Raw genomic sequence first — 15,953 nt, forward strand, 5'->3', positions numbered from 1 at the left:
GCCTTTTATTTAAAGGCTTTATCATGTTGATGTAGGAGGTTCAAAGTTTAAAGTGAGCAAAGTAAAAGATATTGTTCAAGATATGATTCAAAGCTTTATAGAAGCAGAAGGATATGAATTAGTTGATATAGAGTATGTTAAAGAAGGTGAAAATAAATACCTTCGTATTTATGTTGATAAAGACGGGGGCATTGATATTGATGATTGCGGTCGAATCAGTGAATATATCAGTCAAAAACTAGACGAAACAGATCCTATATCTGAAGCTTATATTCTTGAAGTCTCTTCACCTGGTGCTGAACGCCCATTGAAGAAGGTAAAGGATTTTGAAAATGCTGTAGATAAAAACGTCTTTATTACTACATATGAACCTATTGATGGTCTAAAGGAATTTGAAGGGATATTAACTACTTTTCAAAATGAAGTATTGGAAATTAAGGTCGTTAAAAAGACTTATCAAATACCGTTAAATAAAGTAGCCAGTGCAAGACTTGCTGTACTATTTTAAAGCCATAAGACGAGCTCAGATAAGAGTTTTTTGTTCATATTAAAATTTATTCATAAAGTGCTTTTTTGAATACTTACTATAAATGAGTTGATTTTTTGAAAGGAGGTACTAATTCCAAATGAATGCAGAGTTTATAGAAGCTCTAACTGAAATTGAAAGAGAGAAAGGGATTAGTAAGGATGTTTTAATTGAAGCGCTTGAAGCAGCACTTATTTCAAGTTACAAACGAAATTATACCGCACAAAATGTGAGGGTTGATATCAATCAGCAATCTGGTGTCATTAAAGTCTTTGCACGTAAAACTGTTGTTGAAGAGGTTCTGGACCCTAGAATGGAAATATCCATAGATGCGGCAAGATCCATTAACCTTAATTATCATTTAGATGACATTGTTGAGATTGAAGTGACTCCTAGAGATTTCGGGCGGATTGCAGCACAAACAGCAAAACAAGTAGTAACTCAAAGAATTCGTGAAGCTGAAAGAGGACTTATATTTAATGAATTCATTGATAAAGAAGAAGACATTATTACCGGTATAGTTGAGAGGATGGATCAAAGAAACATTTATATCAACTTAGGTAGAGTTGAAGGAATCTTGCCTTTGAATGAGGTTATGCCTACTGAGAAGTTTCATCAGGGTGACCGAATAAAGGCCTTTATAACAAAGGTTGAAAATTCAACTAAAGGTCCACTAATTATGCTTTCTAGAACACATCCAGGTTTATTAAAGAGATTGTTTGAGTTGGAAGTGCCTGAAATTTATGATGGGATCGTAGAAATTCGTTCAGTAGCAAGAGAAGCTGGGTATCGATCCAAAATTGCTGTATTTTCACCTAATCCAGAGGTTGATTCAGTGGGTGCTTGTGTTGGACAAAAAGGAATGCGCGTTCAGACGATTGTGGATGAACTAAAAGGTGAAAGAATAGACATTGTTTATTGGTCAGAAGATATTACAGAATATGTAGCAAATGCTCTAAGTCCATCCAAAGTGATTGAAGTTCAAATTTTAGATGAAGATAAAATGTGTAGAGTCATTGTACCAGATTTTCAGTTATCACTTGCGATTGGAATAAAGGGACAAAATGCAAGACTTGCTGCTAAATTAACAGGTTGGAAGATAGACATTAAAAGTGAATCTCAGGCTTTTGAACAGTTTGGAAGACCTAAAGATGGCGAGATAGATTTAGAACAACAAGAAGATTTTTTAACATTTGAACAGGAATAGATTCTGATGAAGTAAGGTGATGTTATGCGAACTCGAAAAATTCCAATGAGAAAATGTGTAGCTTGCCAGGAAATGAAACCTAAGAAAGAACTGATTCGAATCGTCAGGTCACCTGAAAACGAAGTGATTATAGATTCAACAGGTAAAAAATCTGGTAGAGGAGCTTATATATGCAAGCAGGTAAGCTGTTCACAATTAGCAATGAAAAATAAATCCCTTGACAGAGCATTAAAACATCAAGTTAATCAAGAGGTTTATGATCAATTAGAATCAAACTTTAGCAAACTAGAGGGTCAAGATGGAAAATAACAAAGTTTTATCATACATTGGTCTTGCAAAACGAGCTGGAAAATGTTTGTCCGGTGAGGAGAAAGTATTGAGCAAGATTAGAATAAACGAAGCAAAGTTAGTGATCATTGCTGTTGATGCTTCAGAGAATACAACTAAGAAATTTAAAGATAAGTGCAATTCTTATCATGTTCCACTCATCCAGTATAAAAACCGCTCTGAATTAGGTCAAAGTTTAGGAGTAGCAGAACGCGTCGTAATTGCTATTACAGATGATGGTTTTGTGAAAATGATCATGAAAGGTATGGAAAAAGAGATGTGAGGTGAAGAGAATTGAGTAAAAAATTTAGAGTTTATGAGTATGCTAAATCCATAAACATGAGTAGTAAAGAAATTATAACAATTTTGAAAAAATTGGACATTTCAGTCAACAATCACATGAGTGTGATTGAAGATGAATCCATCAAAAAGGTTGAGCAATTTTTTCGTAACATTAAAGAAAATGCTGCTGAAAATAAATCAAATCAAAAAGCACAAACAGAAAAAGCTGTTCTTCATCACGATTCTAAAACACCTGTAAAGCAACCTGAAAGAAATGAAAAGCAACTCCCAAAAAATGAAAAAAAGGAACATGTAATGAAAAAAACACAAACATCTGAGAACAAAAAACCAAACAATCAAGCCAAAGCTAATAATAGTAACTCACAAAATAATAAAACGAATGATAACAAGTCATCAAAGAATTTCAAATCTTCACAGAATAGAAATCGTTCTAATTATTCAAAAGGATACAAAAACAAAGGTAAAAATAGAAGGTACCAAAATAACAATGTAGAACCGAAGGAAAAAGTTGACAATACTCCTAAGAAAATCATAGTTAGAGGAAGTATGACAGTAGGTGAATTATCAAAACTTCTGCATAAAGATGTTTCTGAAGTGATCAAAAAATTATTATTTCTTGGCATTATGGCAAACATTAATCAAGAGGTTGACTTAGATACAATTCAACTCATTGCTGATGAATATAAAGTAGAGGTTGATCTTAAACTTCCTGTTGAAGAAGATGAGTTTGAAATTGAAGAAATGGACGATGAAAAGGATCTACAAGAACGTCCTGCTGTAGTCACCATTATGGGCCATGTTGACCATGGTAAAACGACACTTTTAGATGCTATCAGAAAAACGAAAGTAACTGAAGGTGAAGCTGGAGGTATCACTCAACATATCGGTGCGTATCAGGTAGAACGAAATGATAAAAAAGTAACTTTCCTTGATACACCGGGTCATGAAGCATTTACAACAATGAGAGCAAGAGGATCAAAAATTACAGATATCACCATTTTAGTTGTCGCTGCAGATGATGGTGTAATGCCTCAAACGATAGAAGCCATCAATCATGCTAAAGCAGCTGAGGTTCCAATTATTGTTGCAGTGAATAAAATAGATAAACCAGAAGCAAATCCTGATAAAATAAAACAAGAGCTTACTGAGTATCAATTAGTCCCTGAAGAGTGGGGTGGAGATACGATATTTGTGAACGTTTCTGCGAAACAGGGTGAGGGCTTAGATGAACTTTTGGAAATGATTTTATTAGTTTCAGAGGTTGAAGAATTAAAAGCAAATCCTGATAAAAGAGCAAGAGGAACAGTGATTGAAGCAGAATTGGATAAGGGAAGAGGTCCAGTTGCTAGAGTGCTTGTACAGCAAGGAACTTTAGAAATCGGGAATGTTTTTGTTGCTGGTGTATGTTTTGGTCGAGTAAGAGCCATGGTAAATGATAAGGGAAGAAGGATTAAGGTAGCTGGTCCATCTACACCTGTAGAATTAACTGGTTTAACAGAGGTTCCTCAAGCTGGAGATCCCTTCATTGTGTTTGAAGAAGAGAAGAAAGCCAAAGCAATCGCAGATAAAAGAGCAACAGAAGTTAGACAACAAGAAATGAATGTAAATAACCGCATCACTTTAGATGATTTGTTTAAACATATTCAGGAGGGAGAAGTGAAAGAACTTCCTGTTATTATTAAAGCTGATGTACAAGGTTCTGCTGAAGCATTAAGAGGCTCTCTAGAGAAAATCAATGTTGAGGGAGTTAAGGTTAAAATTATTCACACTGGAGCTGGAGCAATCACAGAATCTGATGTTATTTTGGCTTCTGCTTCCAATGCGATTATTATTGGATTTAATGTCAGACCTGATCAAACGGCAATCGCGACTGCTGAACAAGAGCAAGTGGATGTTCGTTTGCACCGTATCATTTATAATGCCATTGAAGAAATTGAAAGTGCCATGAAAGGGATGCTGGATCCTGAGTTTAAAGAAGTTGTTATTGGGCACGCAGAAGTAAGAAATATATTTAAAAATAGCAAAGTAGGTAAAATTGCTGGATGTATGGTTACATCTGGAAAGATGTCCCGAAATGCTGATGTTCGTTTAATTAGAGAGGGAATTGTTGTGCATGAAGGTATCCTTGATTCCCTGAAACGTTTTAAAGATGATGCAAAAGAAGTAGCTCAAGGTTATGAGTGTGGTTTAACGATAGAGAACTATAGTGATTTAAAAGAAGGGGATATTGTTGAAGCATTCGTAATGGAAACTGTCGAGAGGTGATTTTATGGCCAAAATAAGAGTAGGTCGAATTGGAGAACAAATTAAAAAAGAACTTAGTTTTATTCTCCAAACAGAAATTAAAGATCCGAGAGTTGGTTTTGTTACAGTTACAGGTGTGGAAGTAACTAATGACTTATCCCAAGCGAAAGTGTATTTAAGTATACTAGGAAATGAAAAGGAAAAAAACGATTCATTACAAGGGCTAACTAAGGCGAATGGTTATATTCGATCTGAGTTAGGCAAGAGAATTAGGCTTAGACATATACCAGAATTAATTTTTAAAATCGATTCCTCTATAGAATACGGTAATCGTATTGAAGAAATGTTAAGAGATGTGAATCGAGATGCTAATTTATGATGAAACAGTCCATCCAAAACGGTATTGTTTTAACAGAAATACAAAAATTTATACTTGATCATGACGATTTCTTGGTTGTTTCACATGTTCAACCAGATGGAGATGCTATTAGCTCAACTTGTGCAGTTGGTTTGATTTTAAAACATTTCAATAAAAAATATGTCATGGTTAATGAAAATGAAGTGCCTAGCAAGTTTCTTTTACTGCATGGTGCAGGTGATATAAAATCAGATCCATTGAACCAATTGAAACATTCATATAAATATGTGATTTCTGTTGATTGTGCTGATTTTTCAAGGATTGGAAAAATACATCAAGCATTGTCGGATGATGTTCAAATTTTAAATATTGATCATCATCCGACAAATGATGGTTTTGGTGTGATTAATTTTATTCAGGAGTCTGCTGCTTCAACTACACAAGTGCTAAATGAAGTCATTGAATTTATGAATGTACCATGGGACAAGGTTCTTGCAGAATGCATATATGTCGGTCTCCTTACAGATACAGGTGGATTTAGGTATTCCAATACATCCCCCAAAGTAATGAAACTTGCCTCCAAGTTGTTGGAGCAAGGTGTGAATGCAAATCATTTTGCGGAAGAATTATTGGAAAAATTCACACAATCACATCTTGAGTTATTAAAAATTTCACTTTCCACTTTAAGTTTTGCACAGAATAAACAAATAGCTTGGATGGTTATCACATTAGAAGCTATGAAAGAAGCTAATGCTTCAAGCGATGATCTCGAAGGACTTATAAATATACCTAGAAACATTTATGATGTTGAGGTTGGTCTGTTATTTAAAGAATTGAATTCCAATCAAGTGAAGGTAAGTTTTCGTTCTGCTGGGAAAATAAATGTGGCAAGGATGGCTCAGTTGTTTAACGGAGGCGGACATACTTTGGCTTCTGGTGCATTGATAAATGAGAATCTAGAAACTGCCATAACAAAAGTTATAAATGAGTTGGAGAAACAATTTGTATGATTAATGAAGGCATTTTACCCGTATTAAAACCTAAAGGCTGGACATCTCATGATGTAGTTGCAAAGACTAGAAGAATTTTAAAAATAAAAAGAATAGGTCATACTGGTACACTTGACCCTGAAGTAACAGGTGTTTTGCCGTTATGTATTGGAAAAGCAACTAGAGTGGTAGAATATATTCAGCTCTTGCCTAAAGAATATGAAGTTATTTTAAAATTAGGGATTTCTACAGATACAGAAGACATGACAGGTACTGTTATTGAGCAAATGGAGCAGGTTAAAGTAACCAAAGAACAACTTCAACAAACCATATCATCATTTGTTGGGGAAATTGAACAGATTCCTCCGATGTATTCTGCTGTGAAAATAAATGGGAAAAAGTTATATGAACTGGCAAGAAAGGGAGAAGAGGTCGAAAGAAAAGCTAGAAGTGTTACTATACATAAAATCGATCTCCTTCAATTTGATTTAGATCAAAAATTTCCAGAAGTGAAATTTAAAGTACTGTGTTCTAAAGGCACTTATATAAGAACATTATGTGTCGATATTGGAAAGGAATTAAACATCCCTGCAACGATGTTGTCTTTAGTTAGAACTGCAACAGGCAACATTCAATTGGAGGATTGTCTGACTATAGAAGAAATAGAAAAATTGGTGGAAGAGGATGAATTGAATCACAAGTTAATCACTATTGATCAATCTATTCAGCATTTTCCATCTTTTGTTTTACATAACCAACAATTACAAAACGCACGATTTGGAAAAAAATTAAGATTTTCAGACTTGAATTCTGTACCTGAGTCGAAACCTGAACTCATTCGATTATATTCTGAAAATCTTGAATTTATCGGTATTTATAAACTTGACCATTCAAATCAATTGGTTATTCCGAATAAACTATTTTTAAATAATTAATCTTAAGGATCGTTAATTAATGTAGGTGAACATATAATGAAAATTATCCATTTATCTTATCCTTTACAATTTCCAATCAGAAACTTACCTGATTCTAAACAGGTTTTAGCGATTGGTGATTTTGATGGAATACATTTAGGACATCAACACGTCATTCATAAAGCTAAAAATATCGCTATGCAGCATAATTTGCCGTTGTCTATCATGACATTTAACCCACATCCGAGAGAAGTGTTGGGACAATCTAAGTATTCCAGATATCTTGTACCACTTCAAAAAAAGATGGAACTTTTAGAAGGTTTAGATTTAGATTATGTCTACATTGTTCATTTTGACAAAGCGTTTTCAAAAGTAAGTACGAACGATTTTGTGAACAAGTTTTTATATCCATTACAATTACACACGATTGTTGTTGGTTTTGACTTTACTTTTGGTCATCGTGGAAGTGGAACAGTTGAAACTCTTAAACAATTATGTGATCAAACAATAAATGTAAACATTGTTGAACCTTATAATTTAAATGGTGAAAAGGTAAGCAGTACTTTAATCAGAGAACAGCTGCATCTTGGAAATGTTGATTTAATTAAACAATTTACAGGAAGAGACTATTTTATTACAGGAACTGTTGTTCATGGGGATGGTAGAGGCAGGACAATTGGTTTTCCAACTGCGAATATTGAGGTGTCTGAACCATTTGTTCTTCCGAAAAAAGGTGTTTACGTTGTAAAAATCACGCTAAATGATAAACTCTATACTGGCGTTATAAATATTGGGGTCAAACCTACTTTCTATGAGGAAAATATTACGCCTACTTTAGAAGTTCATATATTAAACTATAATGGGGATATTTATGATGAAGAGATTAAAGTAGAATTTTTAACATTCATTAGAGACGAAAAGAAGTTTCAATCTGTTGATGATTTGGTTGCTCAGATCAAAGAAGATGTCAAATCAGCACAGTCCATAACCCAAAAAAGTGAACAGAAGTCATAGAAGTGATTTCCAATGACTTTTACCAAAATATACCAAAGTAAGTGATGCGAAACTTTGATGTAACATGAAACATATATAGGGAAATAGCTTGTTTAATTTTTTTTGCTTTCATAAAATAGTTGTGATATACTTACAACGGTGTTGAGAAAATAAGACAAATTTTTCTCTTTTCACTACACGAACCATAGCATGGAATGACGTTTCACCGGCGAATTCTGGGCTATTGGCGATTTTATTGAAAAAGGAGGTGAAATGGATGGCACTTACACCAGAACGTAAAACAGAAATCATTCAAGAGTTTAAAGTTCATGATACGGATACAGGATCACCAGAAGTACAAATTGCTATCCTAACAGAGAACATTAACAATTTGACAGACCACTTACGTACTCATAAAAAAGATCATCATTCCCGTCGTGGATTGTTAAAGATGGTTGGACAACGTCGTAGTTTGTTAGCGTATTTAAAGAATAATGACGTTAGACGTTATAGTACGCTTATCGAAAAACTAGGATTACGTAGATAATAAAGTGAAAAGCAACCAGGTTGTTCATTCTTTGGCTACTTTAGGCTAAATTTGAATAACAGGGTTGTTTTTTTTAAGGATATCCTTTTCCGACTTATTAAAATTTTATTAAAGAATTTTTTTTAAATAGATATTTAATTAAAAAAGAAGGAAATAATAACATATATGAAGAATTGAATTCTGATATGCTATTTTACACGCTAAGGAGGGACTATATGAAAAAAACAATAGATATGGAAATAAACGGAAGAAAACTCACGTTAGAGACAGGTATTTTAGCTAAACAGGCAAATGCTGCAGTAAAAGTTACTTATGGAGATACAGTTGTATTATGTACAGTAACTGCCTCTAGTCAAGCGAGTAACTTAGATTTTTTTCCATTAACAGTAAATTATGAAGAAAGATTATATGCGGTAGGTAAAATCCCAGGAGGTTTTATTAAAAGAGAGGGTCGTCCTAGTGAAAAAGCAATTTTAGCCAGCAGGTTAACAGACCGAGCAATCAGACCCCTTTTTGCAGATGGATTTAGAAATGAAGTACAAATTATGAATCTAGTCATGAGTGTGGATCAGAATTATTCACCTGAAATCACAGCCATGATCGGTACATCAGCAGCATTGAGCATTTCAGATATCCCTTTTAACGGACCAATCGGTGGGGTTGTGATTGGCAGAATTAATGGAGAATTTATCATTAATCCAGACAGAGCTCAGATTGAGGAAAGTGATCTATACTTAGTTGTCGCTGGAACAAACGATGCCATTATGATGGTTGAGGGAGAAGCAGATGAAGTTCCTGAAGACATTGTTTTAGAGGCAATCATGTTTGGTCACGAAGAAATTAAGAAGATAGTCGCTGTTCAAGAAAAATATGTTGAAATTGCCGGCAAACCTAAAATGGAAGTAGAACTACATAGTGTAAATGAAGAAGTAAATCAAGCTACTCGTGATTTTGCATCTAGTCGATTAATTGAAGCGGTGCAAGTTCATGAGAAACATGCTCGTCAAGAAGCAATTGATCTAGTTAAAGATGAGACAATCGAGCATTTTACTGCCGTTTATGAAGACGATCTTGATTTAATTAAAGATGTTAAAGAAGTTCTTAGTACGATCGTAAAAGAAGAAGTTAGAAGATTAATTACACATGATAAATTAAGACCTGATGGAAGAGCTTTGAATGAGATTCGTAAGATTGATACAGATACAAACATCTTACCACGTACTCACGGTTCTGGTTTATTTACAAGAGGACAAACACAAGCTCTGAGTGTATGTACGTTAGGGGCTCTAGGTGATGTTCAAATATTAGATGGAATTGATCTTGAAGAATCTAAAAGATTTATGCATCATTATAACTTTCCACCATTTAGTGTTGGAGAAGCAAGACCTTTAAGACCACCAGGCAGACGTGAAATTGGTCATGGTGCATTAGGAGAAAAAGCTTTAGAAAAAGTGATTCCACCTGAAACTGATTTTCCTTATACAATACGACTAGTTTCCGAGGTTCTTGAGTCTAATGGATCTTCATCACAAGCAAGTATTTGTGCAAGTACTTTAGCTATGATGGATGCTGGAGTTCCTATCAAAGCCCCTGTAGCTGGGATTGCGATGGGTCTGATTAAAGATCAAGATCATATTTCAATTTTAACAGATATTCAAGGGATGGAAGACCATCTTGGAGATATGGACTTTAAAGTAGCCGGTACTAAGAATGGTATGACAGCTATCCAAATGGATATTAAAATTGAGGGCATAAATCGTGAGATATTAACACAGGCATTAACACAAGCTACAGAAGGTAGAATGTTTATTTTAGATAAAATGCTTGAAACGATAAAAGAACCAAATCAGAAGCTATCACAATATGCGCCTAAGATCCTTACTCTTAATATTAATCCAGATAAAATCCGTGATGTTATTGGAGCTGGAGGTAAAATCATCAATAAAATTATTGAGGATACCGGTGTGAAAATTGATATTGAACAGGATGGACGTATTTTTATTTCCTCTGTAAATGAAGAAATGAATGATAAAGCGAAACAAACCATCGAAAATATTGTTAAAGAGGTTGAAGTTGGAGAAACGTATTTAGGTAAAGTCAAACGAATCGAAAAATTCGGTGCGTTTGTTGAAGTACTCCCAGGTAAAGAGGGTTTGGTTCACATTTCTCAATTGTCAACTGAACGAGTTGCTAAGGTTGAAGATGTTGTGAAAATGGGTGAAAGCATTACTGTAAAAGTAACTGAAATTGATCAGCAGGGCCGTATCAACCTTTCACGCAAGGCGACGTTAACCTCAGATAATAAATCTTAACTGTATAGAATGTAAAAATGAAGAGTCAGAATTGTTCTGTCTCTTTTTTGTATGTACTTATTTTTTATAAAAAGTCATATGATAGGACAAAGTATGTACAAAAAGGGGAATATTGCATGAATACAAAAAAAGGTTTGATATACATCACACTATTTTTTATGATATTTTGGTTTACAGATCACTCCGCTATTATTAGTGGATACATAAATGATTTGAAGGTAAATCAAAATTCGTTGTCTGTGAGCCAAACCCAAACAATACTTGATGAATCTTCTTTATTGGAAAAAATAAAACAAGCTGCAGTAAAAAAAAAAATCGAACCGATTGATGCAAGGATTGATCGTGTTTGGAAGGCGATTCCAGGTTACAATGGAAAAGAGGTTGACATTGAAAAAACACTGCATTTAGCAAAAACATTAAGAAGTGATGAAATTCCTTTTGTATTCTACGAAGTTGAACCTAATATTCAACTTGAGGATTTAGAACCTCAACCGATTTATAAAGGAAATCCAAATAAAAAAATGGTTTCAATCATGGTTAATGTTTCTTGGGGTACAGAATACTTACCATCCATATTAAAAACTTTTGAAAGTGAGAATGTACATTCGACTTTTTTCTTGGATGGTAAATGGATCAATAATAATGTAGAGGTTGCAAAAAATATAAAAGAGTTGGGTCATGAATTGTCCAATCATGCTTACTCTCATAAAGATATGAGTGAATTAGGCAGAAAAGAAGCGATAGATGAAATGGTAAAAACACAGGAATTGCTAACAAAACTTTTCAATGTTGACAATCAATTGTTTGCTCCACCATCAGGAGATTTTGATCAAGAAACAGTACAATTGGCACACGAGCTAAATTTAAAAACGATTATGTGGACGATTGATACAGTAGATTGGAAAAAACCAACCCCTGATTATATTATAAAAAAAATATCTTCTAAATTAGAACCAGGTGCACTTATTCTTATGCATCCAACAAAATCATCAAGTGAAGCTCTGCCTGAGCTCATAAAACTAATTAAACAAAATGGATATGTATTAGGTACAGTCAGTGATTTAATTTCTTCTAAACGAATCAATGAAGTTGAGAGCCATTTTAATTTTTGATAGAATAAAATAACCCACAAAAGTGAACAAAATCATTTAGGGTAGATTTGAAGTCACTGTAATAATATAAATGTATTTCAGGTGGGAAGCAGGAGGCTATTTAGTGAAAAAACAATACTTAAAAAACGGTTTGCGTGTCGTAACAGAAAAGCTACCAGCATGCAGATCTATTTCTTTTGGTATTTGGGTCAAAACAGGATCAAGAAATGAGAACATGCAAAACAATGGGGTCTCACATTTCATTGAGCACATGCTGTTCAAGGGAACAGATCGATTTTCCGCTGCTGATATTGCAGATTCATTTGATAGTATCGGTGGGAATGTGAATGCGTTCACTTCAAAGGAATATACTTGCTATTATACTAAAGTATTAGATCAACATTTAGATATTGCATTAGACGTGCTTTCAAGTATGTTCTTTAATTCAGTATTTGATCCAACCGAATTAAGGAAGGAAAAAAATGTAATTTACGAAGAAATTTCAATGTATGATGATACTCCTGACGAATTAGTTCATGATTTGGTGACTACTGCAGCATATAAAAACCACTCGCTTGCATATCCAATTTTAGGTTCTGAAGCTATTTTAGATCAATTACATAGTGAAGATTTGCGCAAATATATGAACAAACACTATCATATCAATAATACGGTAATCAGTATAGCTGGTAATATTGATGATTCAATTATTGAAAAGATTGAAAAATATTTTGGTGGATTTTCTTTAAATGGAGAAACTTTAACGTCTAATCCTCCAACTTTTGAAGCTGAGCAATTATATCATTATAAAGATACGGAACAAAATCATATATGTTTATCATTGCCTGGCTGTTCGTTAAAAGATCAAAATTTATATGCGATGACGTTATTGAACAGTTACATTGGTGGTGGCATGAGTTCAAGATTATTTCAGGAAATTAGAGAGAATAGAGGACTTGCCTATTCTGTGTATTCATATCATAGTGCTCATGAAGACAGTGGGCTGTTTACCATTTATATGGGAACCGCTCCAAAACAAACTCAATCTGTGTTGGATGTTACGACTGAAACGTTAGAAGCTATTCTAAATCAAGGCATGTCGGAAGAACAGCTAAGAAAAAGCAAAGAGCAATTAAAGGGCAGTTTGATATTAAGTTTAGAAAGTACTAGCAGTAGAATGAATAGACTTGGAAAAAGTGAATTAATGGTCGGAAGACATTTATCGTTAGATGAAATCATTGAGAAAATTGATTCCGTAACTACTTCAGAGATTAAAACGCTGCTAAGTAAAATGTTTAGTACACCATTTGCTATGGCTATGGTAGGTCAGAATGAAGATGATTATAAACATTTTAGGAGGGATCACCTTGTCATATAACGTACAAATTAAAAAAGTAGCAGCAGAGATCACATTTGATTTACCTAAAAAAATGACATCTTTAGCTAGTGGTTATGATCTAATTGCAGCAATTAACTCTCCATTAACGATCCAGCCAGGAGAAAGAGTATTAGTCCCATCAGGTATCGCAATTAGCATGCCTAACAATCTAGAAGCGCAGGTCCGCCCAAGAAGTGGATTAGCTTATAAACATGGGATTACTGCATTAAATTCTCCTGGAACGATTGATGCAGATTATAGAGGAGAAATTAAAGTATTGCTTATTAATCACAGCAAAGAAGAGTTTATCATACAACCAAAAGATCGAATTGCTCAGCTTGTATTTCAAGAGATACCAGAAATTCAACTAATAGAAGTCGAAGAGCTTACGGATACAGAACGTGGCGTAGGAGGATTTGGGCATACGGGAGTTAAAGCTGAAAATTAAATAAAATGTTGAAACTGAACTCGCCAATTGGCGAGTTTTCCTTTTTCTTATATGCTGATTATAGTCAGATAGCTTAGAGGGGTGAATGAAGATGGCTTTTAATAAGGAAATTTTCAAGGAATTTAAAAGTGATACTCCTTCAAATACTTTTTTAGATCAAAGACCTCTTTCAAATGACAGTACCATGCCTACCCTTATCGCGCAAATTACTTTTAACTGCTTAAAAACCAGAAGATCAAATCTGGTTAAATAGTATTTTTCATATCGATAACGATAATCCAACAAATGATGTTACAATATTTCATTTTATAATGAAAAATGAGGATATCATTTACTCTGCATCAACTGAAGTAGTTGAGGGAGGAGATGGGGATCAGTTTATTTTTTCACAGCAATACGTTGACAAAATTGAGGAGATAGAAAAAAATGTAACTTATAAAGTGATTGCGAATACTACAACAGGAGAAACTCAAGTTTTTTTACAGGGTCCAATTACGTTTACAGGTTCTAAAATAAATGATGATAAATAGTTTTGTCTATTGTTTACAGAAGTCTTATAAAGTTAGATGAAAATATTTATTTCACTAAAAGGCGAAACTAATCGTCTTTTTTTTAATGCTACATATGCTTGTTTATATACTTTTAAGACTCCGACAGAATTTTATTTATGTTATATCGGTATAACTTTTTTATTTTCCCAATCAGATCAATTTTGCGTGTTTTTTAGTTTGTAACTTAATCGTAGGCTTCAGCATATTATGAGTTATTGAAGGCGGCATAGAAAGGAGTTTAATGTTGATGTTAACAGGAATCCATGTTGCATTTTTAGGTGGAGATGCCAGACAATTAGAGGTCATTGAGAAATTTTCTGAATTGGATGCTTCCATAACATTAATTGGATTTGATAATTTAGAACCCAAATACAGTGGAGTTAAGCATGCAGAATTAAATGAAGAGGTGCTTAAAACCGTTGATGTCCTTATCCTTCATGCAGTAGTGGCAAATAATACAGGAAAAATAGATTCTATTTTCTCATCCAAGGAGCTGCAGCTTACTGAAAGTCATTTAAAAAGCCTTCCTAAACATGCTAAATTATATACAGGATTTTCAAAACCATATTTTAGAAGCTTATGTCAAGAAAATAGAGTTGAACTCATTGAGCTCTTTGAACGTGACGACGTAGCCATATACAATTCTATTCCTACAGCTGAAGGTGCGATTATGATGGCGATTGAAAATACGGATATTACAATTCATGGTTCAAGATGTATTGTTCTAGGGCTTGGAAGAACAGGGGTAACACTAGCAAGAACTTTAAAAGGAATAGGTGCTCAAGTGTCTGTAGGAGTACGTAGACATGAACATTTTGCTAGAGCATATGAAATGCAATTAAACCCGTTTTTATTAAGAGATTTATGCAAAGAAGTGACTGATATTGACTTGTTATTCAATACCATTCCAACTATGATAGTCACAGCAGAAGTCATTGCTCATATACCACATAGGGCAGTAATTATTGACCTTGCCTCAAAACCTGGTGGAACGGATTTTCGTTTTGCAGAAAAAAGAGGAGTTAAAGCAATGATCGCCCCAGGTTTGCCTGGAATTGTAGCCCCGAAAACAGCTGGACAGATCATAGCAAAAAGTCTAATTCAGTTGATATCGGAAGATTCTAGTGAATGGGGGAGTGAACATGAATTGGAAAAATAAAACAGTAGGATTTGCTTTGTCTGGATCACATTGTACAGTAGAGGAAGTGTTGCCAGAGATTCAAAGGTTTGTTGATGAAGGTGCATCAGTGATACCTATTGTTTCCGCAACATTAAAAAGTACGGATACTCGGTTTGGCAATGCAAAAGATTGGTTAAAAAAGTTGAAAGAAATCACAGGAAATGATATTATTTCTACAATTGTTGAAGCAGAGCCACTGGGGCCTTCAAAAAAACTGGATGTTTTGGTTATTGCTCCTTGTACTGGTAATACAACAAGTAAATTAGCTAATGCCATGACAGATTCTCCAGTCATCATGGCAGCGAAAGCACAGCTCCGGAATTTAAGACCTGTTGTATTGGCCATTTCTACAAATGATGGACTTGGTTTGAATGCCAGTAATATTGCAAAATTATATAATGCTAAAAATATTTATTTTGTACCGTATGGACAGGATAATCCAGAACAAAAACCCAATTCTTTAGTCGCAAATATGGATCTAGTCGTTGAAACTTGTGCGGCTGCTATAGAAGGTAAGCAAATTCAACCTATGATCATATCATATAATCCCTTATAAGAAAAAAACATGTTTTTGAAGACTAGGGG

At 34.2% G+C, this 15,953-nt stretch carries 17 protein-coding genes; all 17 read left to right on the plus strand.

The window, feature by feature from the left end:
• Nucleotides 1–52: 52 nt before the first annotated feature.
• Nucleotides 53–508, plus strand: a complete 456-nt coding sequence (gene rimP / locus Q5Y73_RS05135) for a ribosome maturation factor RimP (protein ID WP_305990744.1) — start codon at nucleotides 53–55, stop codon at nucleotides 506–508.
• A gap of 118 nt (nucleotides 509–626) precedes the next feature.
• Nucleotides 627–1,733, plus strand: a complete 1,107-nt coding sequence (gene nusA, locus Q5Y73_RS05140; protein ID WP_305990745.1) for a transcription termination factor NusA — start codon at nucleotides 627–629, stop codon at nucleotides 1,731–1,733.
• Between the two features lie 24 nt (nucleotides 1,734–1,757).
• The gene (gene rnpM / locus Q5Y73_RS05145; RefSeq protein ID WP_305990746.1) at nucleotides 1,758–2,042 is read left to right on the plus strand and encodes an RNase P modulator RnpM; all 285 of its coding nucleotides are present in this window, start codon (nucleotides 1,758–1,760) and stop codon (nucleotides 2,040–2,042) included.
• The gene (locus Q5Y73_RS05150) at nucleotides 2,032–2,343 is read left to right on the plus strand and encodes a L7Ae/L30e/S12e/Gadd45 family ribosomal protein (RefSeq protein ID WP_305990747.1); all 312 of its coding nucleotides are present in this window, start codon (nucleotides 2,032–2,034) and stop codon (nucleotides 2,341–2,343) included. The genes rnpM and Q5Y73_RS05150 overlap by 11 nt, the downstream gene beginning before the upstream one ends.
• Before the next feature lie 56 nt (nucleotides 2,344–2,399).
• A complete protein-coding gene (infB, locus tag Q5Y73_RS05155) occupies nucleotides 2,400–4,628 on the plus strand; it encodes a translation initiation factor IF-2 (protein ID WP_371320162.1) in 2,229 nt (742 codons plus the stop codon).
• Nucleotides 4,629–4,632: 4 nt separating this feature from the next.
• Complete coding sequence (rbfA, locus tag Q5Y73_RS05160) at nucleotides 4,633–4,986, plus strand: 30S ribosome-binding factor RbfA (RefSeq protein ID WP_305990749.1); 354 nt, start codon at nucleotides 4,633–4,635, stop codon at nucleotides 4,984–4,986.
• The gene (locus tag Q5Y73_RS05165) at nucleotides 4,986–5,975 is read left to right on the plus strand and encodes a DHH family phosphoesterase (RefSeq protein WP_305990750.1); all 990 of its coding nucleotides are present in this window, start codon (nucleotides 4,986–4,988) and stop codon (nucleotides 5,973–5,975) included. The genes rbfA and Q5Y73_RS05165 overlap by 1 nt, the downstream gene beginning before the upstream one ends.
• Complete coding sequence (gene truB, locus Q5Y73_RS05170) at nucleotides 5,972–6,889, plus strand: tRNA pseudouridine(55) synthase TruB (protein ID WP_305990751.1); 918 nt, start codon at nucleotides 5,972–5,974, stop codon at nucleotides 6,887–6,889. The genes Q5Y73_RS05165 and truB overlap by 4 nt, the downstream gene beginning before the upstream one ends.
• A 36-nt stretch (nucleotides 6,890–6,925) precedes the next feature.
• Nucleotides 6,926–7,882, plus strand: coding sequence for a bifunctional riboflavin kinase/FAD synthetase (locus tag Q5Y73_RS05175; protein ID WP_305990752.1), 957 nt, complete (start codon nucleotides 6,926–6,928; stop codon nucleotides 7,880–7,882).
• A gap of 256 nt (nucleotides 7,883–8,138) precedes the next feature.
• Nucleotides 8,139–8,408, plus strand: coding sequence for a 30S ribosomal protein S15 (gene rpsO / locus Q5Y73_RS05180; protein WP_305990753.1), 270 nt, complete (start codon nucleotides 8,139–8,141; stop codon nucleotides 8,406–8,408).
• Nucleotides 8,409–8,623: 215 nt separating this feature from the next.
• On the plus strand, nucleotides 8,624–10,720 hold the full coding sequence (gene pnp / locus Q5Y73_RS05185) for a polyribonucleotide nucleotidyltransferase (protein WP_305990754.1): 2,097 nt from the start codon (nucleotides 8,624–8,626) through the stop codon (nucleotides 10,718–10,720).
• A 116-nt stretch (nucleotides 10,721–10,836) separates the two neighbouring features.
• Entirely contained in the window at nucleotides 10,837–11,832 is a 996-nt protein-coding gene (locus Q5Y73_RS05190) for a polysaccharide deacetylase family protein (RefSeq protein WP_305990755.1), read from the plus strand.
• Nucleotides 11,833–11,935: 103 nt separating this feature from the next.
• Nucleotides 11,936–13,189, plus strand: coding sequence for a M16 family metallopeptidase (locus Q5Y73_RS05195; RefSeq protein WP_305990756.1), 1,254 nt, complete (start codon nucleotides 11,936–11,938; stop codon nucleotides 13,187–13,189).
• Complete coding sequence (gene dut, locus Q5Y73_RS05200; protein ID WP_305990757.1) at nucleotides 13,179–13,637, plus strand: dUTP diphosphatase; 459 nt, start codon at nucleotides 13,179–13,181, stop codon at nucleotides 13,635–13,637. Before Q5Y73_RS05195 ends, dut begins: the two co-directional genes overlap by 11 nt.
• A 311-nt stretch (nucleotides 13,638–13,948) precedes the next feature.
• Nucleotides 13,949–14,167, plus strand: a complete 219-nt coding sequence (locus tag Q5Y73_RS05205) for a hypothetical protein (protein ID WP_305990758.1) — start codon at nucleotides 13,949–13,951, stop codon at nucleotides 14,165–14,167.
• Between the two features lie 268 nt (nucleotides 14,168–14,435).
• On the plus strand, nucleotides 14,436–15,347 hold the full coding sequence (gene dpsA / locus Q5Y73_RS05210) for a dipicolinate synthase subunit DpsA (RefSeq protein ID WP_305990759.1): 912 nt from the start codon (nucleotides 14,436–14,438) through the stop codon (nucleotides 15,345–15,347).
• Nucleotides 15,331–15,924: a dipicolinate synthase subunit B gene (locus Q5Y73_RS05215; RefSeq protein ID WP_305990760.1), complete on the plus strand. Its 594-nt coding sequence runs from the start codon at nucleotides 15,331–15,333 to the stop codon at nucleotides 15,922–15,924. The genes dpsA and Q5Y73_RS05215 overlap by 17 nt, the downstream gene beginning before the upstream one ends.
• Nucleotides 15,925–15,953: the final 29 nt, after the last annotated feature.

This window comes from Chengkuizengella axinellae, assembly GCF_030730905.1.
Classification (GTDB): domain Bacteria; phylum Bacillota; class Bacilli; order Paenibacillales; family KCTC-33759; genus Chengkuizengella; species Chengkuizengella axinellae.